The organism is Ruegeria sp. BG7, from assembly GCF_056535685.1.
In genome coordinates, this window is the sequence record NZ_JBQFIU010000001.1 from 1,802,970 (window position 1) to 1,825,970 (window position 23,001).

The following is a 23,001-nucleotide window of genomic DNA, read 5'->3' on the forward strand; positions in this document are numbered from 1 at the left end:
ACGACTGACCAAACTTCAATAGGATCAAAACTTTCGGCCTGGTGGCATAGAACGTTTGTAGATCTGGTTCAGCAACTGCAATGGTCGTATTTACCGCCATTGATGGTCTACTTCGCTGCCGGCGTGTCCGGCCTGACCTCGGTCGTCGGAGCTTTTTTCCTCAAAGACTATCTAGATTTATCCGCCTCTTTCGTTGCTGGACTTGCATTTTGGGCTGGTATCCCGTGGATACTCAAAATGCCGCTTGGCCATGTCGTGGACCTGTTCTGGCGCTGGAAGTCCCTGCTGATCCTGTTTGGCGCATCCCTGATCACGTTGTCATTGCTAACAATGTATGGGCTTGTGACCGCGCCTGCACAGATGTCCAGTTTCATGCCACTGGAAGACTGGTATGTTGTTGCCTTGCTGTTGGCGCCTTCGGGCTATGCCATTCAGGACGTTGTTGCCGACGCCATGACGGTCGAGGCGGTTCCCAAAGTCAACCAGCACGGCCTCCCGTTTACACCTGAAGAAACCCGTGCACAGCACACGACAATGCAGACCTTGGGCAGAGTCTCGATCATTTCCGGGTTTGCGGCGGTTGCGGCTGTGAACATCTGGATTTTCTCTGGAACCGAAGATCTGCAAAAATCCGAGCGCCTCGCGCTCTATGGCCTAGTGTACCTAGTAGCACTGGCCATACCCGTGTTGTCGGTCAGCGGAGTCGTTCTTCACAGCTTGATCCAGCGTCAACGTGTCCAGCGGGGACACCCGCCCCACACACCGGACGCAGTCACAGAAGTCAAATGGTCCATATTGCTCGGCGGTCTCGCATTCGTGGTGCTCAGCATCGTTCTGGGAACCGCTGATTTCGAATATGCGCAGGAAACAGTTTTCGCGGTTTCCCTGACGGTAATTCTGTACCTCATGTCGCGCCTGCTCAAAGAGCTGGAACCGGCCCAAGCCAAAGCCTTAATTGGGACAGCGACAATCATTTTTGTTTTCCGTGCCGTTCCTCTGCCGGGACCAGGCCTGACCTGGTTTGAAATCGATGAACTAGAGTTCGATGAGCAATTCTTAGCAATCTTGGCTTTGTTGACTTCGCTGCTGGCGCTGCTGGGGTTAATTGTTCTGCGACCATTCATGGCCAACCGCTCAATTGCGCATGTGGTGATATTGCTGACAATCGCCGCAGGCATACTCGCCCTGCCTAACCTTGCTCTCTACTACGGCATTCATGAATGGACAGCTGAACGTACTGGCGGAATTGTAGACGCAAGATTTATTGCCATTCTCGATACAGCGGTTGAGTCGCCGCTTGGGCAGATCGCCATGGTCCCGATGTTGGCTTGGATTGCACGCAATGCCCCAACTCATTTGAAAGCGACCTTCTTTGCCGTGATGGCATCGTTTACCAACATGGCATTGTCGGCCAGCAGCCTCAGCACCAAATACCTCAACCAGACATACGTCGTCACGCGCGCTGTCACCAAGCCCGAAACCGGTGAGGTCACGTCGACTGCGGACTACAGTCAACTTGGGTACTTGCTGATCTCCGTGGCCCTGATCTCAGTGATCGTTCCACTGGTCACTGTGTTCTTTGTTCAAAACTCGCGCTTCCGAACGAGCGAATGATCACTGGCTTTCCACCTCTCCTAGCAGAGTTCTGAGATGTGAGACCGGGACGCCGATGTTTGAACCACCAAACTCGGGCAGGATCGCAGCATTGATGGCAACGACCTTGCCCCTCCGATTCAATGCTGGCCCTCCACTCCCACCGGTCGTAGTCTCAGCGTCATAAACGATGGCGCTCCCACTTATCCGCGCGACGATCCCCCGGCTTGCTAGCGGGTGAATCTTGCTTTGAGTAGAAAGCCGGGACGCAATCGACCAAAAGTTCAACGTTCCTTCTGCCTCCAGTTCCTCTAGAAAGCCCGGACCAGCCTGCGCGATCAAAGCTTTCAAACCCGTTGGATATCCCAACAGATAAAGCTCTTCACCAACGCGCGACGTGGCATCCGCCAACGGAATTCCGAGGTCCTGAACGCGGCTGGGCTCAACTGCCAAAATCGCCAAGTCTGCGGCTTCACTGAACCGGACCAAACGCGCCTCTATTGGATCCGTCTGATCAGGCAAATAGGCCAGCAGCCTCAACATCTCTGGCTCAAGACCAGCTTCTCTCAGCGCCTTCTCTTGGTCCCCTGATGTCCACGGCAACGCAACATGGCGGTTGGTGGCCATCAACGGCACTCCAGCGATCAAAAAGCCCGTTCCGGTGAATTGAAATTCTGCAGGTTCGCCGGTCCCGTCCGGTTCGATCCAAGGCTGGCCAAACGGGGTTTTCAGGTTTTCTCCGTTAGGTCCCAACACATGCCGTAAAATCTTTCCGCTTTCCACGTGGCGCAGTCCGTAAGCCCCCTGAAGGAAAGCGACCGATCGAGTGGAGGCGGCGATTACCCGCGTTGGCGCTCCCGCCCGCTGCTCCAAGGTTCCAAGACGCTGTTCGGTCGAAAGAACTTGGTTTTCAAAAGCGTCACGCAACGAAGCCAGGTCATCAGGCGTAAGTGCATCTTCTCGCGTCTGGGCGAGCATAACCGCTACCGCTTCGATCTTACGGGACTCCTGTTCGATACTATCCGCCAAGCGCCGGTCGTTCTGGAAAAGCAGGTACCCAAACCCCGCAATCACAAGAAGCGTTGCAAGAACTGTGATCCTGAACAGTATCGTGGTCTGAGACGCAAGCCGCCGCCCACTATCGCGCAGGGCGCCAGACATCTTTTTAGCGAAAGGTCGGCGGCTCGCTCGGGCGTAGGCATATGCGTCACTAAAGATATCTTCGACCGTATGGTGCGCGGGAAATGAGTGATCGCACAATCTGTATCGAGACATAGGGCCCTTTTCGCCAAACTCGATCATGTCGCCATGCCTCAGAGACACCGATGAGGCTTTTTGTCCGTTTACCCATATATTACGCCCTGCTGACGCGGTTATTGTGTAACCGTCGTCAACCCACTGTAGGGTCGCAATATCGTTATCATGCGGAGGCAGGTTGTCTTTAGGTCGAAGGCTTAACACCCTGCTATCGTCAACAGAAACGGTCAGGGCTTTATCGACCAGCCAGTTCACGTTTCCGCGCGATGGTCCGGTCAGGCTCTCCAGAAAGGCCCGCACCTCACCTTCACCAGCATGTCCTGAGGGTGTCATGCCACTCTCTTCTGGTTTTCGCATTGTGGCCCCCTACCCAAACGCGTGAGGGCATTCTACCACGCTTCAACGCCAAACCCATGGCCTGGTACGAATGTGCAAAAAACACATTTGTACAGATACTTGCGGTGCCCGCGCGGATTCAACCAAAGACACTTATCAGGACGCAACTCTAAGAAGGTCGATCCACGATCGACCCTCTACTTTGCTCTTTTCAAGCACTGTATCGATCCACCAAACCGTCTATTTCGACGATACCTTGATCTTGCGGCTTGGATCCTGAGGCTCAGTCTTCGGCATTTCGATATGCAAAACGCCTTTGTCGAATGTTGCTGAAATCTTGTCGATTTCAACAGTGTCTGGCAGCGACATGGCTCTGGAAAAGCTGCCATAGCTTCTTTCGCTGACACGCAGATCGCCCGTTTCGTCATGCGCAATCTTCTTCTGACCACGCAGGATTAGCCTGCGATCCTTGATTTCAATTTCCACATCATCCTCTTCGAGCCCTGGCAATTCAGCCGTCAGGACAATCGCAGAATCCGTTTCTTGGACATCGATTGCAGGTGAAATCGCACCTGTCATGTCAAGAGACGGAAAACCCGTGCGTTGCGCAGCCGTTTCCATTGGTAGGAAAGGTGATCCTCCCCCGAAAAAACGCGACATCAGGGTTTCCATTTCACGCCGAAAGTTGTCGGAGAGCGGATGCGTTCCAGTGAAAAGTTGCGGGGATTTTTTGTCTTCTAGCATTTTTTGAGCCTCCTCCTTTGGTCTGATTTCGCGCGCTCAACATTATGACAGAAAAAGCCGTCAAGGACCTTGATCTTGCGCAAGCATGCAACCTCATCCGTCGCCAGATCGCACGCACCGGTTGAACGAACAGAAACGGCAAACATCGCCCACCAAGCTTGCCATGTCGTGGTGGATTTAACACCAATCTCAGTAGTCTTGATCGGAACCCCAGGTCAGCCTAGCGTTTATTTTGAATGAGCCCGAGCTGCCTAGCTTTAGCACAGTGGAGCGAAACCGTATGAAATGGCCTTATCTGGCGCTGATTTACGTTTTGCTGATCTTGGCTCCCTTGGGTTTTTCTTGGTCTCTGGGATGGCCACCACGATCCTTTCATCAAGAGCTCGCGTCCGGGCTTGGAATGCTTGCGTTTTCAATAATCTTAGTCGAGTTCCTGCTGTCTGGGCGGTTCAGGTTCAGCTCTTCCGGCTTGGGTATGGATGTGACCATGCGAGTGCATCAGTTGATGGCGCGTACAGCACTCGGCTTTGCGCTGATACACCCGCTTCTGTATCAGGGTACGCCTTCTGGCGGACGCCGACCGTGGGATGAAACAAATCAAATTACGATTTCAACCGACTTTTCAGCGCTGGTATCGGGCATCGGCGCATATTTTTTACTGTTCATTCTGGTCGCCTCGGCAATTGCCCGTAAATCCCTTGATTACAAGTACGAAACATGGCGCCTCTTTCACGGGCTGGGAGCCTTGGTGATTGCTTGCCTGCTGTTGCACCACACGGTCTATGCTGGGCGCTACGGTGGGCATCCGCTATTGGCGTATCTCTGGCTTACCCTGACCAGTATTGCAGTTGGAACTGTGCTGTATGTCTATCTCGTTCGGCCTTTACGTCAGAGGAAAAGGCCATGGCGCGTCACTTCTGTGTCTCGACTAACACCGAGGCAATGGGAGTTGCGCATCAAGCCAGATGGTCACAACGGACTAACCTTCGAAGCAGGGCAGTTTGCCTGGCTAAATGTCGGCCACAGTGCTTTCTCGCTGCACGAGAACCCATTCTCGATTAGTTCAGCACCAGCCGAAGGCCCCGAAGTTTCATTTCTAATAAAGGAACTTGGGGATTTTACATGCAGTCTCGGACAGATCGCTCCGCAAACCCCAGTCTATCTGGATGCCCCACACGGGAATCTGTCGATCAGCCACCGCCCTGAGAAAGGCATTGTTCTTATCGCAGGTGGTGTCGGGATCGCGCCCATGTTGAGCATTATGCGTCAAGTTCGACTGAGTAGAACACAGCGCGGTCTCAAGCTTATCTATGGCAACCGGGTGGAGGAGCAGATTGTTTTTCGACAGGAGTTGTCCAAAGAAGAAACAGTATATGTTCTATCCGAACCGCCAAGGGATTGGTCCGGAGAGACAGGCTTGATCGACGGTCCCCTGTTGGATCACAATTTGTCTTCTGAACAATTTGAAAGCTGGCTTTTTGTTCTCTGCGGCCCCCCTGCCATGATGGACGCCGTCGAAGATCATCTGATCGCACGGGGCACCGCGTCCCACCGGATTTTGTCTGAAAGGTTTGACTATGATTAGACTGCTCAGAAACCTGCCCACACGCAAACAGGTGAAGTTCGCAGTTTGGTGCATCAGTTTCATAGTCTTCATCGCTGTCTTGGCCTTTTCCTTACGGTAGCCAGGCAGACTATTAAGCCTTGGCTAACTTCAAAACTATCAGTCGAAAAAGGCTGATTTGCTTGGAGATGTATGTCGTCGCGAACTTCCTCAAAAGACATAATCTGCGAGGACAGAAAAGGAGTTTCACAACTCTCCCAAGTAACGCCTTTGATGGAGATCAAGGGCAAACCAAGCCACTTATTCATAATCAGCAATCTATTCAGACCGATTTATGGGAGGATCGGAATGACCGTACTCATCGCCTTCGCTACAGTCGAAGGCCAGACAGAAAAGATTGCGTGTTTCATCAACGATGTCGCGAAGAATGCTGGTTTCAACGCAAAGCTGATCAATACCGATGAAATGTCCAGCCACGTATCACTTGACGATGTGGTCAAGGTTGTTCTTCTGGCCCCTGTCCACGAGCGTAGGCATCCCGAGTCATTCGAGGCTTTTGTCGCTTCAAATAGAGACGCCCTAATGGAACGAAAGTCTCTCGTGCTTTCCGTCGGTCTAAAAGCTGCTTTTGCGTCAGGTCGAGAAGAAGCACGCGACTATCTTGACGAAATGCTTCTTCGAACAGGTTTTGAACCAAATGCGACGGCTTTGATCGCAGGCGCGGTGAGGCCCGAAAACTACGGGTATTTTGAGAGGGAGATCCTTAAGCACGTCGTCTTGCTCGGTCGAAAAATCGATCCACGAGAAGGAGCAAGGGAGTTTACTGACTGGGATGAGCTAACGTCAATTGTGATAGATTTCCTTGGCGAAAACGGTCGGGCGAACACGCTTCAACCTCCAGCAAAATCTTAAAAAATGGTTTCTCAAGTATTTACCGATGAATTTTAATAGTTTTGACTCCCAGAAAGTCACAGTCGTCGGCTCACTTCATCAGTGTCCTAAAAGCACTGGTAAACTTGTCTGCTCCAACATTGCTTGCGTCGTGCCCCCAAAAACTGACTCTCGCAAATGGGAATGCCCATAAGCTCCCATAACAACGAGATCGGCCCCCGCTTCGCTTGCTCGTTCTTGAATGCAGTCTGCAATTGAATTTCCCCCGCACTGGAACTGCGACACGGTCACGTCGCAACCGTGATGGCCGAGCCATTCAGCTAGGTCATTTCCGGGCACGCTACCTTCTAAGTCCTCAGGCGACGGGAAATCAAAACACCCAATCACAACTTCATTGGCCGCCAGAAGAATGGGTAAGGCTAAATGCGTCGCCCTAGACGCAGGCAAGCTGTCATTCCATGCCAAAAAAATGCAGTCGCGTTGGGCAAACGGATCTCCATTGATCATCAGAGCGACAGGCGAATGAAACAATACTCCGCACGCGATCATGTGAAATAAATCGGGATCTCTTCGCAATCCAGCGTCTAGAAAGGCGATATCGGAGCATTTGGCTTGTTCTGCTACAAGTTGCTGTAACTCTGCTCCAGGCCCCATAAAGGCAACTACATTTGCCGATACGTCCCGCCCAACCAGAAGCGCTTCAACTCTAGTGGCGCGAGACTTCAAGGCGGCATTTTTCGCGTGAAGAACGTCCAACCAATCTGAGGGCAGACCCGCCTCAACGAACTTGTTTGATCCATACTTCAGGTAAGGCAGGCTAGGTAACGCCGCGATCAATACGCAATTCAAGTGGTCGTTCTGGATACGGGCAGTATCAGCGCATTCCAAAATCGACGCGTCGTCAGCATCAACTCCTACATAATATGCCACTGTTCTGTGTCGCATTCCCGACCTCCGTCCGGAATTTCACTTCGCCCGAAAGCCGTGCGCATTGATTGAACCAACAAATAGCCGATGTTGTTAGTCGCTTATCTTACTTCGGCAGCATGAAGAACTCTTCCAATACAATCTTGCCTTCCGCCACCGAATACACTGCGATCTCACGCAGGGCCATACGCTCACCCGTAGCCTTCTGAATCACTTCAGCTCTGAAGCGCACTCCAAAGCGGTTGGGTGGGTGGACGTAGGGGCCGTCCACTTCTAGTTCATTGATTTCATGCGATGCCAACCAATCCTCTCTTTTTCCCTTGATGGCTTCGCGACCCTTTGAAACGCGGAATTGTCGAACCGGAGGCACAACGGCCTCTATCGACTGTGCGTTTTCCGCATACATTTCATCAACACTTCCAAGGCCCCTGCGCTCACGCATGGCCTCGACGAAGGATCTACCGATTTCAATTAACTCTTCCATGAATCCCCCCTGAGTTACCATGGAGTGTACCACTTCTTGCCCGCTCAAATCTTGACAAGGATCAATGAGCACCTGAGGAAATGAAATGAGGCCAATTCGTACTCAACTCTGCTCAGCCAGAAGTAACACACTTAATACCGCGCCACATTCGCATCAATCTACAGGAAAGGCGGACAGCGTCATCACGCTAGTGTCGCAGTTGCTATTTGGTTTTTAGTCAGTTCGACCGTGCATTGGCGGCGGGTTGCAACCTAAAGCTGCCATGGAGATGTAATAATGCTATACAAGAGGAAGTACTGAGGCGATTGCCACGGCCGTTTTTTCCAAAAACACATCTTCGCCCTTACTTGCCAGACAATATCCGGCCCCCGCTCCTTCCCCCCGTCATGCGAGAGAAGGCCCTTCGCTTTCAGGTTCGTATCCGCGCGATGCCTTTTGTCGGAGGCCAGCCGCTTCCCCGCAGGTTTCTCACCTACCCCGCTTTGACCGCGCACGGTCTCGGCGGCCCCCGGTCCGACGAGTGTCTGAAGACGCCCGTCGACCGGTGGGTTCCGTAGTCGCGTTTCTGCACCGGGCCAGAAGGAGCCGCGTCGGCGCGGGATGCCGCCGCAACGACATTGGCGCGCTCCTCTCCGGAACACGCAAAGCTGATCCGACCAATATTGGCTCATGCGAGCTTCGGAACGGCAGAGCATCACTACATTCACGCCCAAACCATTGAAGCAGGCCGCGACTACGCGGATCTGATCAACCAAAAGAAAAAGGTCTGGCGATGACCCGAGTTGCAATCTATGCCCGTTTCTCCAGCCAGATGCAGCGAGACGCATAGGCGCGACCGAACTGGATGTTGAAGCGAAATGGGTCGAGTGGGCTAAGAGCTTCAGCTTTGTCGAACGCTGCAAGACCATCATGAATGTCGCGCATATGATAGATTTGGTTCCACCCCATTCGCAACCAACCCCAGGCTGAATTTGGGTCGAGAACCAGCGCCCGTTCCAGCAGCACTCCGGAGCGTTCGTGCTCAAGTCCTGTCATGCTCAATGCAGCGGCAATCGCGACCAGTGAGGGTGCATGATCACCTGATGACAATATGGCGGCTTCCGCGTCCGACTGAGCGTATTCCCGAGACCTTAGTGGCGTCTCACTCCACAAATAAGTCGCCTGCTGAGCATAAGCCCAAGCACGCAACGCCTTTGCGCGAAAATCGTTCGGGTCTTTGTTTACCGCGGATGTCAAAAGCTCAATCGCGCGCTCGTTCTCCTCCCGTCGATGAGCCCAAAAATGTGGAAACGCGCTCATATAAAGCTCGTATGCCTTTCTATTCATCGGCGCGACGGCTCGAGCAGCAGCTATTTCAGATGCGCGGATGGACGGCGAAATTGCTCCGGCGACATGTGAAGCGATCTTGTCTTGAAGATCGAACAGGTCTTTGAGTTCTTCATCATAGCGTTGCGACCAAAGGTTGGCGCCCGTTATGGCAGAGTTCAGTTGAACGGAAATCCGCACCCTCGAACCAGATTGACGGATGGCCCCCGTCACGACGAACCGCGCGCCAAGCTCGCGCCCGACTTTCCTGACTTCTACTATGCGACTCTTGAAGCTGAAAGCTGACTGTCGGGTTATTACCGATATGTCGCCTACGCTTGAAAGAACCGAAGTGATTTCGTCCACGACGCCGTCAGCAAAAAAACTCGTCTTCGCTCCCAATCTCTTCAAATGGCATTACCACAACGGCAGGCAGCTTTGCCGAAACTACAAGTAAACCGGCTGGATCTTCTCCAATAACCCATGCTTCAATCGGTTCTGGAATGTTCTTTACCGAAACAGCTCCTAGGGGGATTATCTCAACGTCTATGCGTCCCTTGATCTGATCCCGTGCCGATAGTGACAGGCAAATCCCGCCAACAGGTGCTAAAGCCTCCAGCCGCGCCGCCACATTCACCGCATCGCCTAAGATATCGTTATCAACGACGACCACGTCGCCGACATGCATCCCAATTCGAAAATGCAGCCTTTCTTGCACTGGCCGATCTGTATCACGGCTCTCCATCGCTTCCTGAACGGCGAGGGCAGTCCGAGCAGCTTCGACCGGCGACGGAAACTCAGCCAGACAGCCATCACCCATTGTTTTGACAACCCGCCCGCTTGATTGACGTACCATTGGTTTGACAACCTCGCACTAGATCGCACGAAGGCGCGAAACCACACCCTCTTCGTCTGCGGCCATAAGGCGCGAATAGGCCGCTAGATCGGCGGCTAAAATTGTCGTCAGTTTTCTAATGCGGTTTCTCCAGATGCTTAGCGCACCTTGAGCGATAATTCTTCGTTCAGCAATGATCAGGTGTTTTCCAATTCGTCTGCTTTGTACGCAGAGCCGACATTTGGAACGCTGTGAAACCTGAGATAGCTGACCGAAGATGTTAGATGACCGCTTTGAGCCCATACTTCCCGGATGCTGCGTTTCGCGTGAATTTCCGCTTTCCCAATTACGCTACGCGCAAGGTCGACGGGCGTCCCACCTCGGCGGTGATTTCGCTGAGCAGTGCGCGGGCGGCGTCACTACGCCTTTTGGGGTTAGAGCGCGCAACGTATGCAATCGCAGGAGGCTCCGGGAACACATCTTCGATAACTTCCAAGTCTTGGGGCACGTGCAAGCCATTCATTAGGGCTATACCGAGCCCCGCGCGCGTTGCCGAAAGGATACCTGATACGCTCGGGCATTCTAAAACTGCTTCAAATTGATGACCCGTTCTTGAGTTCTGCGATTGTGCCCAGTGCTTGTAGAAGCAGTTTTGATCGAACGCGAGGAATGGAACGGATGCGTTAAGATTCAGTGATAGATCATAAGACTTGATCCAGTGCAGCCGGTCCTCATACAGCACAAGGTCATCGCTCCGGACTTCGTCTCTCATGACCTGTATAACCGCGATGTCGATTTCACCCGCGATAAGCCAATCAGACAGTGTTAGGCTTTGCGCGACCCGCGTGCTGACCGTGGTCTCTGGGTGCAGACGTGTAAAGCGGCCAAGGATGCGCGCAACGTCACCGCCCGTTGTATCTTCGGTCATGCCCAATTTAATGGTGCCAGCCAAAGGCTTCTTTCCAAGAGCGGCGAGCGCTTCGTCATGCAAATCCATCATCCGGTGCGCATACTCTAACAGGCGTGTACCGGCCTCGGTGAACAATGGCCCACCGGCGCGGCGTGCTAGGAGTTCACAATCTAGAACAGTCTCAAGCCGCTTGATTTTGTGGCTCACTGCAGGTTGAGACAGCGCTAAATGCTCGGCGGCGCGCGTTACACCGCCATGGGTCGAGATCGCGACCAAGGCGCGCAAACCTTCGATGTCCAAACGCTCAGCCATTCGGAATTTCTATCGCTACATGACAATCATTCATTTGCTTGATCAAGTATCAAAGCGCTAGGACTTGCGAAAGAAAAAAATTGGAGTTCCCCTCATGACCCACCTCGTCGACCAACATGTTCTCATCAACGGCACCCGTATTACACATGGTGTACACGGAGAGGGTGAGCCCGTGGTTCTCCTGCATGGCACACCGTCTTCCTCGTATATTTGGCGGAACGTACTGCCAACGCTTGTCGAAGCTGGCTACAAAGTACATTTGTATGACCTGCTCGGTTATGGCCTGTCAGAGCGCCCGCAAGACCCGAGCATTGATACGTCCGTCACGGGCCAAGTGCCGATCCTTGAGGGGTTGCTGGATGTTTGGGGCCTTAAAGACTTCCACTTCATCGCACACGATATCGGCGGCGGCGTTGCCCAGAGGTTCGGCATTCAGTCGCCGGAACGGCTGCGCAGTTTGACCATGATTGACGTAGTAAGCTATGACAGTTGGCCATCCAAACGCACGCGCGAGCAGATGCAGGCCGGTTTGGAAAAGCTGATCAAAGCGCCCGATACAGACCACAGAGAACACTTTCGCAACTGGCTCAACTCGACGGTTCAAAACAAGGAGCGCTTGGCGGAGACGTCGATGGAAACCTACCTCGATTTCATTTGCGGCCCAGTCGGACAGGGCAGCTTCTTTCAGCATCAAGTGATGCACTATGATCCGAAGCACACAGACGAGATAGCCCCGCGCTACGGCGAGCTTGGTCAAAAGCCAGTACAACTGATTTGGGGTGCAGATGACGCATGGCAGGTAGTGGATTGGGCGCACAAATTACACTCGGCAATTCCAGGATCAGAACTGCATGTGCTAGAAAACTGCGGTCACTTCTCAATGGAAGATCAGCCGGAAAAGATCTCTGGATTGCTCGTCGACTTCCTCGGCAGAAACCGATGACGCAACTACGGAAAGCTGCCGTTAATGAAAACAATCGGGACGGCAGATTCGTCCGCAAAGGAGCCATTCTCTCTGCAGTACATTAATGACTGCGATGCGGACAAACCCGCCGTACATATTTCTTACACGAATGGCTGCTGTTAGCGCACTACTACCGCAGCAGTCCGAACCTTTTATGACAGGTTCTTAGCCGGTTTGTTCTCACTTTAGGTGCAGAAGTTGTCATCATTCAATTGTACCAACCTCAGCGCGCAGCTTTGAATAGCTGACGTCCGCCAGTTCACATGGAAACTGTCCCGGCGAGGCGCATACTAAAACCTTGTGCGCGATGGGCTCAAAATCGGCTCGGAAGTGCACTGTGCTTTTGACACATAGTATCTTTGCGTCTTCCGGCTCCAGATTGAACAAACGTATCTGCGCCAGATCCAGACATTGATTTCGAATGCTGGTGACAAGGACATGGATCTGCGTTCCGGTTATTTGCAATGCGACCGACGGGCCGAGCGTTGCAACGCCGCCGCCATACATTTCGCCGGTATAGCTGCATTGGCCGTCACTCAGGTGGTGCACCTTCACTTGTGCAGAAAAGGGGGTGTCGCCGGGACCTTTACCGCCAATCTCGGCCTCGAATTCCGCACGTTCGCCCAGTTTGTGGGCCTTGGCAGCCAGCTGCGGGTCATGCAGCAGCCCGAGAATGGCCGAGGGCGCGTTCTGATGCACGAGCTCACGTAGCAATCCTGTCGTGTCGGCGGACGCTCCGGCCCCGGGGTTATCCTGCACATCCGCAATGACAACAGGTCCTTTGACGTTTGCGCGGCGTGCAGTGGCAACAGCATCTTTGGGGCTTAGTAGGGCGGTATCGAACCGTGCTTCAGCCGTCTGCAACTGTTCGAACATCTGCGCTGACAATGCTTCGGCATCGGACTGAGACGCGCTGTAGGCCAAGACGGATGGTCCGCAATCGGCTGTATCGGCTGCGGTGAATCCCATGGCGAGTTCCAAAAGGCGCCCACCCGACCCGTCCAAGGCATCCAGCGCGGCGTACAGCGTTTTGGCCGGGTCAATTTCCGTGTATTGGCTGTGCAGGGGGATCAGGTACTCACCCTGCCGCCACGCTTTAGCAGGTGGACCCTTTGAACAGATGTCGAGCATCATTCGAAAGGCCCGCGCGCCTGTGTCTGCCATGTCGAGATGTGGATAGGTGCGGAAAATGGTCATCGCGTCCGATAAATCCACCATTTGCCCCGAGATATTGGCGTGCATATCAAGGCTTGCAACAAGCGGTAAGTCCTTCCCGATCACCTGCCTGATCCTCGACAACAGTTCTCCTTCACCATCATCGCAGGACTCGGTGACCATGGCGCCGTGCAGGTCCAGATAGACCCCATCCAGCGGCGTCATGTCCGCCAACGCGTCAGCGATGCGTCCGGCAATAGTGTCAAAGGCGTGATCCGTGACCTTGCCGCCCGGTTCGGCGGCGCACCACAGGACAGGCAACACATCGACCCCATCCAACAACGCAGCTTTTGCGAAACCAGCGATGGGCAGGTTCATACCGCGGGTCACATCCAGTACGTCTTGACCACTCAGCAATTCCGGCCAGCTGTCGGCTTGTTCAAAATCGCTCAGCCGCGTCGGAGCGTCGACGAAAGTGTTGGTTTCGTGCTGAAATCCTGCGATTGCAATTCTCATATGATCATTCAGCCGCTTATAGCTGCACCAATTCGGCGGTCAAAATCTCGCGCAGTTTTGCCGCTACGATTTCCGGTTTGTGGCGGGTCATCGAAACATGGCCCAGGCCGGGAATTTCGTGGAACACGCCGTTGGGCGCAAGATCAGAAACAACTTTGCACATGACCGGAGCGGTTTGAACATCCTCGGAAAAGGCGATGACGTGCATCGGGACCGGGCAGGTTTTTAGCCCTTCGCGGCAATCGAATTCCAGACAGGCCTCCCACTGATCAATCGTTGCCTGTGGGTCGCGATCCCGAAAACGTTCGGTGTAGGATGCCTTGAGCTGTTCCCAAAGCTCGGTTTCGTGCAGTGCTTTGGCCGGAAAGGCGTAAACCGCATAATGCGGCGCCAGAAAATAGTCTGGCAGGGTGATGCCATCCTTGCGCAGGTCGATCTCGGCTTGCATCCAGTCACGGGTGAACCCGTCGATATAGGCTGAGGTGCCCATGGGAATGGCCAGCCGCACCTTGCCCGGGAAGTCTATCGCGGTTTGCTGCGTAACCAGACCGCCCAGTGACAGACCGCAGACGGTCGCTTGCCCACCGGTAAAGGCGTCAATCACGGCAGCGCAATCTGCGGCATAGTCATGCATCGTCCACGGTGGAGGGGGTGACAGCGTATCACCAGCCCCCCGTGGATCATAGGTGATGCACTTAAAACTGTCAGACAGGCGCGAGAATTGCTCGGAATAGGCCTCAGCCGTCTGATCGCCTCCGGGAACAAACACGACTGGCGGCCCGTCCCCTTCGACGACGACCCGCATGGTGACGCCGCCGATGGTCAATTGGTGTGTTTCGGCTTTTGGCCCAAATTCAGGGAAAGCTGACATTGGAAGGCTCCTGTGGCCGCAAGGACGCGCTACATTCCGTTGCGGGGAATGATGTGCGTCTCTTCTTCTTCGAAAATGAGTTCATCACCTGACCAGGCCTTGAGGCGTGAGGTCAGGTGAAACTCGGTCGCCGTTGCTCGTTGTTCGGAATAGGTCCAGATTTTCGCGGACCAGTCGTCGCGGTCAAAACCGGCCGTTTGCTCCATGGTGGCGACGGCTGATAGTGGATCGCTAGGGTGGATCGTGTAGCGGCGGTCTGAAACGTCGCTAAGCACTGTTCCGATGTCATCGAGGCGGAAATCGCCGACCGGACCAAACACTCCGCCGTCCAGGAAGAACCGGTGTGTCATCTCGCCGGTCGTCAGATCAGTATGGACCGAACGTTCCATCGAGCCACTGCGAACATGGGTTTTTCGCGGGGCTGCGGTGGGGGGCGCTGGTTCGGGCAGCGGACGTGGTTCGGTGCTGCCGTCAGGCTGGGTTCTGACCGGCAGGATCAGCCGGGACGCGCCGGGTCGGATCGTAAGCGTTACGGGCTGCGGCGCGGACCACAGAACCGGCCAGTAGGCCGAGGCGATTTGCAACGTGACCCGATGGCCCATCGGCACCCGGTAGCCTGTTCCGTACATGGGAACCGTAACGGTCATGTCTTCGCCGGGCGTGATCGGCGTAGGCTGGGTGTCACTTTCCCGGTGGTTGAGGTTGCAAAACCCTCGCGCGATCAAGGTTTGTGCGCCGTCCGGGGCCTCATCCACCAGCAAGGCGGCGACAAATCCCTGTGGCTTATCAGCGGACACCGTCAGGTCAATGCTGGGCTGGCCCAACAAGTCCAGCGGTTCGATCAGGGGCGCCCCCTTGAACTGCAAAGCACCCCCGGCATCGATCCTGCAATCCGCAGCCATATCGCCGGGGATCGCGAACGAGCACATGTCGCCAGCGGCTGCCCCGAACGTCTGCGGCGAGCAGATCGACATCGCCGTCCCGGCCTGAGCCGTATCGTCCAGCGTCTGATCATTTAGCCAGAGCGTCTGCGCGGACACATTCGGCGACGGCCAAGAGGGTTCTTCGACCCAACGCCCCGCGCGATGCAGATGCGTGCCTGAAGGGGCCGCGCTGTCTTGCAGGAAAAACCGCAGCGGGGGCTCATCCATCAGACCGGTATCTTTGCCTTTTAGCCAATGGTCCCAAAAGCGGATTACTTCGCCGACAAAATCGGCCTTTGGCCCGGGGACACCTTCATGCGGGTAAAGATGAGCCCAAGGTCCCATCAGGATTTTCACGGGGCCTTTGAGATGCTCGGCGATGCGGAAGGGCGTGTCCCGGAACAGGTCCATCCAGCCGCCGAAGAAATACACGGGAACCTCTACTTCCGCATAGTTTTCGCAGATCGAGCCGCGCCGCCACATCTCATCATGGGTTTGGTGCTCCAGCCACATGGCAGGCCAGAATTTCGCGCCGGTCATCCGGTCACGCCACATGTCGATCCAGCGATCCGCACCGACAATCTCGGGGTCGGGAGGCATCGCATTGTAAAGCTGCATGATCGAACCCCACCAGAAATTATCGTTGGCCAGACAGCCGCCGTAAAAATGAATATCCTCGCGCCACCGATCATCCGTTCCCATCACCGGAGCGATGGCTTTCAGTGCCGGGGGCCGGGTCGCTGCGACCTGAAACGCGTTATACGCCCCCCAGCTTTTGCCGAACATGCCGACATTTCCGTCGCACCAATCCTGAGCGGCAATCCATTGAACGACGTCATGACCGTCTTGGATTTCCTGATGCGAGTATTCGTCCTCGGCCACGCCTTCGCTGTCGCCATACCCCCGGATATCCACCCGGATTGAGGCGTATCCGGCGGCCGCGAAGTGTGGATGCATGCTCTCGTCGCGCATGCGCGTGCCATCCCGACGTCGGTAGGGGATGTATTCCAGAATACAGGGCAGCGGTGAGGTTCTGGCAGACGCAGGCAGCCAGAGCCGCGCGGCAAGGTTTGTGCCGTCGGACATCGGAATCCAGACAGTTTCGATGACCTCGATGTCACTCATGATGCAGCCTGTTTTTCCATTTCCGGCGGGCGGGCACCGGGTTCAAGGGGGAAATGACAGGCAACTGCGCGTCCGTCTGTAACCTGCCGCTCTGGTGCATCCACACTGCATCGTGATTGCGCCCATGGGCAGCGGGTGTGGAACTCGCATCCAGCCGGTCGCGCCAGCAGCGAGGGAACTTCGGCAGGTAGGGTGATCCGGTCATGGGTTTTGTCCGGGTCTGGCTCGGGGTTGGCCGACAAAAGTGCCGCCGTATAGGGGTGCTGCGGTGCGCTGAACACCTCTTCAGTGTCACCTGCCTCAACAAAGCGCCCCAGATACATCACCGCTGTTCGATCAGCCACATGGTGCACCACATGCAGGTTGTGCGTGATGATGACCATTGCCAGTCCGAGCCGCTCGCGCAGATCGTTCAGCAGGTTGAGAACCTCGCCCTGCACCGACACGTCCAGACCAGCGGTGGGTTCGTCCGCGATAATCAGCGCCGGGTCCAGTGCAATGGCCCGTGCCACGCCAACGCGCCGGGCTTGCCCGCCCGACAACTGATGTGGAAAGCGAGAGGCGAAACTTGTTGGCAACCCCACCAAGGTCAGCAGCCGCGCGGCCTCGTCCCTCAGGTTGCGGCCCTCGATCCCGTGGATGCGGAACGGCTCGGTCACCAGATCGCCGACGGTCATGCGCGGGGACAGGGACCCCACCGGGTCCTGAAACATCATCGACATACGTTTGCGCACGGGCTTCATCGCCTTGCGATCCAACGTGTCGATGCGCTGGTTCTCGAACGTAATGGATCCTGCGCTGATTTCTTGCAAACCGTTCACGGCCCGCGCGAGCGTCGTTTTGCCCGAACCGCTTTCTCCGACAAGCGCAAAGGTTTCACCTCGGTTGACTTCAAAGTTCACGCCAGCCACGCCAAGGATCGAACTTCTACGCCCAATGCCACCAACCGGGAACGAGACTTGAACGTCTTCAACCTTGAGAATGGGATCGCTGCTCATGCCGTTACTCCGGTTGCTTCGGGGCTGTCTGCAACAACACAGCGGGCGATATGGCCGTCTCCGATGTCCTTGTCAGGCGGCGGGGCCGAGCACGCGTCGCTTACAAGGTCGCACCGATTGGCAAAGATACAGCCTGCAGGCCGTGCGCGCAGATCGGGGATTTCTCCGGGGATTGTCGGCAGGTGCAGGGTGCGTTCGCTTTGCCGCGCCGGATCGCATTCCAGCAGCCGCGCTGTGTAGGGGTGGCGCGGGTCCTGGAATATCTGCCGGACGGTTCCGCGCTCCACCACTTCACCCGCATACATGACCACAACGTCATCACACAGCTCGGCGATGACGCCCAGATGGTGCGAAATGAACATGACCGAACAGCCAATTTTCTGCTGCAGATCTTTGAGCAGCTCGATCGTTGTCACCTCAAGCGTCGCATCCAAAGCCGTTGTGGGTTCGTCCGCGATCAACAGGGCAGGCTCCATCATCAGGGCCATGGCGATGGCGATCCGTTGCTTCATCCCGCCCGAGAACTGATGCGGATAACGCTCCAAGGCGGCACGCGCATCTGGAATACGGACCAGTTCCAGCATCTCGACCGCGCGATTCAGCTTTTCCTCTTTCGACAGGGACGAGCGATACTGGATATTCAACATCTGCTTGCCGACAGAAATCACCGGGTTCAGAGCGCCCATCGGGTCCTGAAAAACGGTGGCTATGCGTGGGCCGCGCAGGTCGCGCATCCGCGACGGGGGCAGGGTGGTCAGCTCATCCTGTCCTTCAAATAAGATCGATCCGCCGTCTACGCTGCCGTTGTCGGCCAGAAGGCCCAGAATGGCGTTGATCAGCGTGGACTTGCCGCAGCCGGATTCTCCCACAATGCCGACGATCCGGTTTTCGGGCACATCGAAGCTTACGTTTTTCAAGGCGTGCAGCGGCCCGGCCTCGGTCGAGAAGCTGACGTTCAGGTTATCTATGCGCAACGTGGTCATCAGCGTCCTTTCAGCCGGGGATCGAACACGTCCCGCAGCGTCTCACCCAGGAAAGTAAAGCCCAGCGTGGTGATGATGATTGGCACACCACCCGCTATCGCGATCCAGGCGGTGTCGCGGATATTGGTGAACCCATCATTCAGGATCGACCCCCAGCTTGGGGTCGGCGGGCGCACGCCGAGACCCAGGAAACTCATCCCCGCCTCAATCCCGATAACAACCGGGATGTCCATCGAGGCAAGGATCACCAACGGACCAATCACATTTGGAAGGATGTGAACCCGTAAGATGCGAGCCGAAGACGCGCCCATGCTTTGCGCCGCGGTGACGTATTCCGAAGTTTTCAACGCAATGGTCTGGGTTCGGATGATCCGCGCGTATCCGGGCACGGTGACCAGAACGACAACAACCATCACAGCGGTCAGGGATGGTCCCATCAGCGTCACCAGCGCAAGGGCCAGCATGACGGTGGGAAAGCTTTTCATCGCGTCGAAGAGCAGGATCATCAGGTTGTCCAGCCAACGCGGCCCGTAGCCTGCGATCAGGCCCAGAACGATGCCGATCACCAGCGACACAGCGGTCGAGACCAGAGCGACAAACAACGCGATCCGCCCGCCATGCAGCACCCGGGCAAACAGGTCTCGGCCCAGTTGATCGGTGCCCATAAGATGCTGTGCGCTTGGGCCTTGGAACCGGTCACGCGGGTTGATTTTCGTCGGGTCCCAGCTGGTGAGCAGATCGGCAAACACAGCGCCGAAGATAACAAACAGCACAAGGAACAATCCCAACGCGCCTAAAGGTTCGCGCAGGATTTTGCGGATCGGGCGCCACAGCTCGGCCATGCGCCCGGGGGCGGGATTAGAAACTGCTTCTGACACGGGGATCCAAAGCTCCGATAATTAGGTCTGCCAACAGGTTGAGCAGAACGAACAGGACGGTGGTGATCAAAACGGTGCCTGTCACGATGGGGAAGTTGCGGGTCAGGATGGCGTCATAAACCAGCTTGCCGACGCCGGGGCGGGCAAAGACGATCTCGGCAAAAACAGCCGATGAGAGCATCTGACCGATGCCTACGCCCAGCAAGGTGACCGTGGGCAGGATCGCAATCGACAGGGCATAACGGTAGGTGATCGTTCGATCCGGAAGGCCAAACGCACGTGCGGTGCGGATATGGCTGGCCTCAAGCACTTCGAGCATTGAGGCGCGCACCATGCGGGCGATGTAACCGACCCAACCCAGACCAACGGCCAGAGACGGCAGGATCAGATGGGTAAGTTGATCGCCGAGATTGCCGGGTTCACCAGCGCCAATGGCAGGTAGCCAACGCAGTTCGACGGCAAAGATCAGTAGCGCATAAATCGCGATAACAAAGGACGGCACCGCAATCACGGCAACGGACAGGATGCCAACAATCCGGTCGGCCCAGCTGCCGCGGCTGACCGCCGCCCAGCAGCCCAGCGGAATGCCAAGAGCAACCGACCACGTGATGCCGCCGACGATCAGGGCCAACGTATAGGGCAGTTGTTCGAACACAACCGTGGTGACGGGACGGCCCGACAGAACCTCTTCGCCTAAATCACCTGTCCATGCCCCGATGTAGAAATTCCAGAACTGAACCAGAACCGGCTGGTTCAACCCCATTTTCTCGCGCAGGGCGGCGCGCATTTCCTCGGTCGCCCGAGGCCCCAGTGCGACCGAAGCCGGGTCGCCGGGGATCAGATAAATCATGCAAAACAGCAGGAACATGGCGACCGACACGATCGCAGCAGCCAGCCCAAGCCGTTTGATAAAATAGCTCAGCATACGCGCCCCCTATAGGCGTTCAGGCGGCGACAACGCGCCGCCCGTTTGCGTGGATCAGGCGGGTTTGAACAGCGGCAGCAATGGCTCACCATTCGGTTTGAGGCCCGGGTTGACCGTATCCTTGTGGATCAGACCAACAACCTCGTGCGTCAGGAAGACATAGCAGCCGCTTTCATCCATGAGACCCTGCATCTTCTTGTAGATCTCATCGCGCTTGGCCGGATCGCTTTCAACCAGGCCCTCTTCGTGCAGCGCCTTGTATTCCTCGTTGTTGAAACGTTCCCAGTTCCAGACGCCGACCTGTTCGGGCGTGAACCAAACGGTCGCCCAGCTTGGGTCGGGGTTCATCGAGAACCGGCTGAGCACCAACTGCAGGTTCATGAAGTAGTCGCCATCCTTCGAACCCAGCGTCCAGAATGTCCCACTGTCATTCTGCTTGATTTCGCAGGTGATCCCCACATCGGCCAGATTGGCCTGAATGACCTGAGCCGCCGTCAGACGTTCGGATTGGTTCAGGATGTCGAGCGTCACGGTCATGCCTTCGGCACCGGCTTCGGCCAGCAATTCACGGGCCTTGTCGGGGTCGTAGTCATAAGTCACACTGTCCCGGCTGCCGGGCAAACCGGGCGCGATGATGCCGTTGCCCACGGCCGCTGCGCCGAAATAGGCCGCGTCAACCACAGTCTGCCGGTCAATCGCGTGCTGAATGGCACGGCGGATGCGCACGTCTTTCAGCGCTTCGTTGTCCTGGTTCATGCCCAGCCAGACATAAGCCAGCGAGGGTTTTTCCTCGACAACCGATCCCGCAGGCGGGTTTTCCTTGAGACGCGGCAGCGAGGATACCGACGTCCAAGTATAGTCCAGATCGCCCGCTTCAAATCCCAGTTCAGCGGTCGAAGGGTCTTCGATTGGTAGGATGTGGATTTCTTCGTACCCGCCCGGCTCATACGCCCAATCCGGATTGCGTTTCAGAACAGTTTTCTGTTTGGGCACCCACTCGGTCAGGATGTACTGACCGGATTGCGCAACCGGCTCGGATCCGATCTTGCCGCCGATTTCCTCGACCGCTTTGCGCGATACGATGCAGGAGGCAGGCGTCGGCAGTGTGGTTGTCCAAAGCGGCACGAACTTGTTTTTCAGGTGGATCAGGCCCGAGAGGTTGTCCTTGATCTCAACCTCTTTCAAAGCGCTCCAATCGCCGGCATAGGGGCTTTCATTGGCCGGATCGGCGATACGCTCAATCGAGAACTTAACGTCATCGGCGGTCATCTGTCCGAAGCCGTCCGTGAAACCGATATTGTCACGCAGTTTGAAGGCTATGGTCAGGTCGTCCAGCTGTTCGATGCTTTCAACAGCAACGGGCCGCCAGTTCCATTCATCGCCTTGTTGGTTTGACACCAGAGGCGCATAGATCGACCGCATGATGTCGGCCTCAGGCAGCGCGAGCCAGAAGGCTGGGTCCAGCACCTGTAGATCGCTATAGGACCGGATGGTCAGGACCGAGCCATCGGCACTAACAGCAATATGCGGAAACGCGATGCTGGCCGCGCCCAATGCACCAGCACCGGCCAGAACGGAGCGTCTGGAAACGTCCCCTTTGAAAATCGAACTCATTTGCTTACTCCCTGTTTGTCTTCGTGTCCGGGCATCTGTCCGGTTTGGTTGCTTGCGGGCAGGCGCGCCCGCGACTTCAGGTGCCAGCAGGCGTTATCCGTTCTTTTTCTTGTTTGACTGTGGCAGTTGCTCATCAGCGCCAAGCGCTGAGAATCTTGGGATGATGACGGGTGAGTTCACCCAGATCATGCGCGCGGGTTGATCGGTTACGTTGCGCAGAACGTGCAGAATTTCTCCGGGAAAGCTGAAACTGTCCCCAGTGCGCAAGGTGACGGTTTCGTCCTCCAGCACCAGTTCCAGTTCACCATCCAGAATGACCCCATGCATCTCGCCATCGCGCGAGAAATACTGGTCTACGACCTGTTCGGAATAGGGGCGGTAATCTGAGACGCCCAAACAGAACCCACCGCCAATTGAACTGGAGAGCAACTGATCCGCATAGCCAGATTGCTCGATAGGTTCGTCATACAGCAAATTCAAATTTCGACGGTTGGATTGACGCACGACATATGCACGCTCCAGCGGGCCCGAGCCGGGGCGGTGGTTGAAAAACCATTCCTCGGGGACACCCAAAGCGTCGGCAATGCGAGAGATTTTATTGAGCGAGGCACTGACAGTTCCGCGCTCGATTGCGCTGAGATGGCTGATCGAAACACCGCTGCTGGACGCAAGCTCGGCCAGGGTCATCTGGCGGGCCTTGCGCAGCTGACGCACCTCAGCCCCGAAGGCTGCAAGCCCCTCTTCGCTGGCAGTGCGGGTGTATTTTTTCGATCTGGCCTGGCTCACGATTCCTCCCTTCGTGCGCTCGTTATTTCGGAATTGTTACGAGAAAGTTTCTTTTTCGCAAGAAAAATAGTTAATTTTTCTCGTATTTACGATATCTCCCTGCGC

General features: G+C 55.8%; 20 protein-coding genes. 4 read left to right on the forward strand and 16 right to left on the reverse strand.

Features of this window, described 5'->3' with window-relative positions; all coding sequences use genetic code 11:
* Positions 1-237 precede the first annotated feature (237 nt).
* Positions 238-1,614 (forward strand): MFS transporter, encoded by a 1,377-nt coding sequence (locus ACR3EH_RS09010; protein ID WP_371732005.1) that lies wholly within the window; start codon positions 238-240, stop codon positions 1,612-1,614.
* Here ACR3EH_RS09010 and ACR3EH_RS09015 read toward each other — a convergent pair whose 3' ends face one another.
* Positions 1,615-3,183, reverse strand: coding sequence for a trypsin-like peptidase domain-containing protein (locus ACR3EH_RS09015; RefSeq protein WP_171675870.1), 1,569 nt, complete (start codon positions 3,181-3,183; stop codon positions 1,615-1,617).
* A 243-nt stretch (positions 3,184-3,426) separates the two neighbouring features.
* Positions 3,427-3,930 carry an Hsp20/alpha crystallin family protein gene (locus ACR3EH_RS09020; protein WP_171183702.1) on the reverse strand — a complete coding sequence of 168 codons (504 nt, stop codon included), beginning with the start codon at positions 3,928-3,930 and terminating at the stop codon, positions 3,427-3,429.
* A 400-nt stretch (positions 3,931-4,330) separates the two neighbouring features.
* Between ACR3EH_RS09020 and ACR3EH_RS09025 the strand changes: the two genes are divergently transcribed.
* A complete protein-coding gene (locus ACR3EH_RS09025) occupies positions 4,331-5,515 on the forward strand; it encodes a ferredoxin reductase family protein (RefSeq protein WP_253758651.1) in 1,185 nt (394 codons plus the stop codon).
* A 327-nt stretch (positions 5,516-5,842) separates the two neighbouring features.
* Positions 5,843-6,406, forward strand: coding sequence for a flavodoxin domain-containing protein (locus ACR3EH_RS09030; protein WP_171183699.1), 564 nt, complete (start codon positions 5,843-5,845; stop codon positions 6,404-6,406).
* A gap of 78 nt (positions 6,407-6,484) precedes the next feature.
* On the opposite strand, the gene ACR3EH_RS09035 is transcribed toward ACR3EH_RS09030, so the two are convergent.
* From ACR3EH_RS09035 to ACR3EH_RS09055, 5 genes are all read right to left on the reverse strand, one after another.
* Positions 6,485-7,330 (reverse strand): universal stress protein, encoded by an 846-nt coding sequence (locus ACR3EH_RS09035; RefSeq protein WP_171647451.1) that lies wholly within the window; start codon positions 7,328-7,330, stop codon positions 6,485-6,487.
* An 88-nt stretch (positions 7,331-7,418) separates the two neighbouring features.
* On the reverse strand, positions 7,419-7,796 hold the full coding sequence (locus ACR3EH_RS09040) for a nuclear transport factor 2 family protein (protein ID WP_171183693.1): 378 nt from the start codon (positions 7,794-7,796) through the stop codon (positions 7,419-7,421).
* Positions 7,797-8,585: 789 nt separating this feature from the next.
* Positions 8,586-9,467, reverse strand: coding sequence for a tetratricopeptide repeat protein (locus ACR3EH_RS09045; RefSeq protein WP_171183692.1), 882 nt, complete (start codon positions 9,465-9,467; stop codon positions 8,586-8,588).
* Positions 9,468-9,474: 7 nt separating this feature from the next.
* On the reverse strand, positions 9,475-9,957 hold the full coding sequence (locus ACR3EH_RS09050) for an adenylate/guanylate cyclase domain-containing protein (protein WP_256368429.1): 483 nt from the start codon (positions 9,955-9,957) through the stop codon (positions 9,475-9,477).
* Between the two features lie 325 nt (positions 9,958-10,282).
* The gene (locus ACR3EH_RS09055; protein WP_171647453.1) at positions 10,283-11,158 is read right to left on the reverse strand and encodes a LysR family transcriptional regulator; all 876 of its coding nucleotides are present in this window, start codon (positions 11,156-11,158) and stop codon (positions 10,283-10,285) included.
* Positions 11,159-11,252: 94 nt separating this feature from the next.
* On the opposite strand from ACR3EH_RS09055, the gene ACR3EH_RS09060 reads away from it, so the two are divergent.
* On the forward strand, positions 11,253-12,101 hold the full coding sequence (locus tag ACR3EH_RS09060) for an alpha/beta fold hydrolase (RefSeq protein WP_171183687.1): 849 nt from the start codon (positions 11,253-11,255) through the stop codon (positions 12,099-12,101).
* 225 nt (positions 12,102-12,326) lie between these two features.
* Here the strand turns inward: ACR3EH_RS09060 and ACR3EH_RS09065 are convergent, their stop codons facing one another.
* From ACR3EH_RS09065 to ACR3EH_RS09105, 9 genes are all read right to left on the reverse strand, one after another.
* Positions 12,327-13,793 carry a M81 family metallopeptidase gene (locus tag ACR3EH_RS09065; protein ID WP_171675868.1) on the reverse strand — a complete coding sequence of 489 codons (1,467 nt, stop codon included), beginning with the start codon at positions 13,791-13,793 and terminating at the stop codon, positions 12,327-12,329.
* A 16-nt stretch (positions 13,794-13,809) separates the two neighbouring features.
* Positions 13,810-14,664, reverse strand: coding sequence for an alpha/beta fold hydrolase (locus ACR3EH_RS09070; RefSeq protein WP_171183683.1), 855 nt, complete (start codon positions 14,662-14,664; stop codon positions 13,810-13,812).
* Positions 14,665-14,693: 29 nt separating this feature from the next.
* The gene (locus ACR3EH_RS09075) at positions 14,694-16,712 is read right to left on the reverse strand and encodes a CocE/NonD family hydrolase (protein ID WP_171183681.1); all 2,019 of its coding nucleotides are present in this window, start codon (positions 16,710-16,712) and stop codon (positions 14,694-14,696) included.
* A complete protein-coding gene (locus ACR3EH_RS09080) occupies positions 16,709-17,710 on the reverse strand; it encodes an ABC transporter ATP-binding protein (RefSeq protein ID WP_171183680.1) in 1,002 nt (333 codons plus the stop codon). The genes ACR3EH_RS09075 and ACR3EH_RS09080 overlap by 4 nt, the downstream gene beginning before the upstream one ends.
* On the reverse strand, positions 17,707-18,693 hold the full coding sequence (locus ACR3EH_RS09085; protein WP_171675866.1) for an ABC transporter ATP-binding protein: 987 nt from the start codon (positions 18,691-18,693) through the stop codon (positions 17,707-17,709). Before ACR3EH_RS09085 ends, ACR3EH_RS09080 begins: the two co-directional genes overlap by 4 nt.
* Positions 18,693-19,571, reverse strand: a complete 879-nt coding sequence (locus ACR3EH_RS09090; RefSeq protein ID WP_371732004.1) for an ABC transporter permease — start codon at positions 19,569-19,571, stop codon at positions 18,693-18,695. Before ACR3EH_RS09090 ends, ACR3EH_RS09085 begins: the two co-directional genes overlap by 1 nt.
* Positions 19,552-20,496, reverse strand: coding sequence for an ABC transporter permease (locus ACR3EH_RS09095; RefSeq protein WP_171183674.1), 945 nt, complete (start codon positions 20,494-20,496; stop codon positions 19,552-19,554). The genes ACR3EH_RS09090 and ACR3EH_RS09095 overlap by 20 nt, the downstream gene beginning before the upstream one ends.
* 54 nt (positions 20,497-20,550) lie before the next feature.
* Positions 20,551-22,110, reverse strand: a complete 1,560-nt coding sequence (locus ACR3EH_RS09100; protein WP_171183672.1) for an ABC transporter substrate-binding protein — start codon at positions 22,108-22,110, stop codon at positions 20,551-20,553.
* A 93-nt stretch (positions 22,111-22,203) separates the two neighbouring features.
* Positions 22,204-22,896 (reverse strand): helix-turn-helix domain-containing protein, encoded by a 693-nt coding sequence (locus ACR3EH_RS09105; protein ID WP_171183670.1) that lies wholly within the window; start codon positions 22,894-22,896, stop codon positions 22,204-22,206.
* Positions 22,897-23,001: the final 105 nt, after the last annotated feature.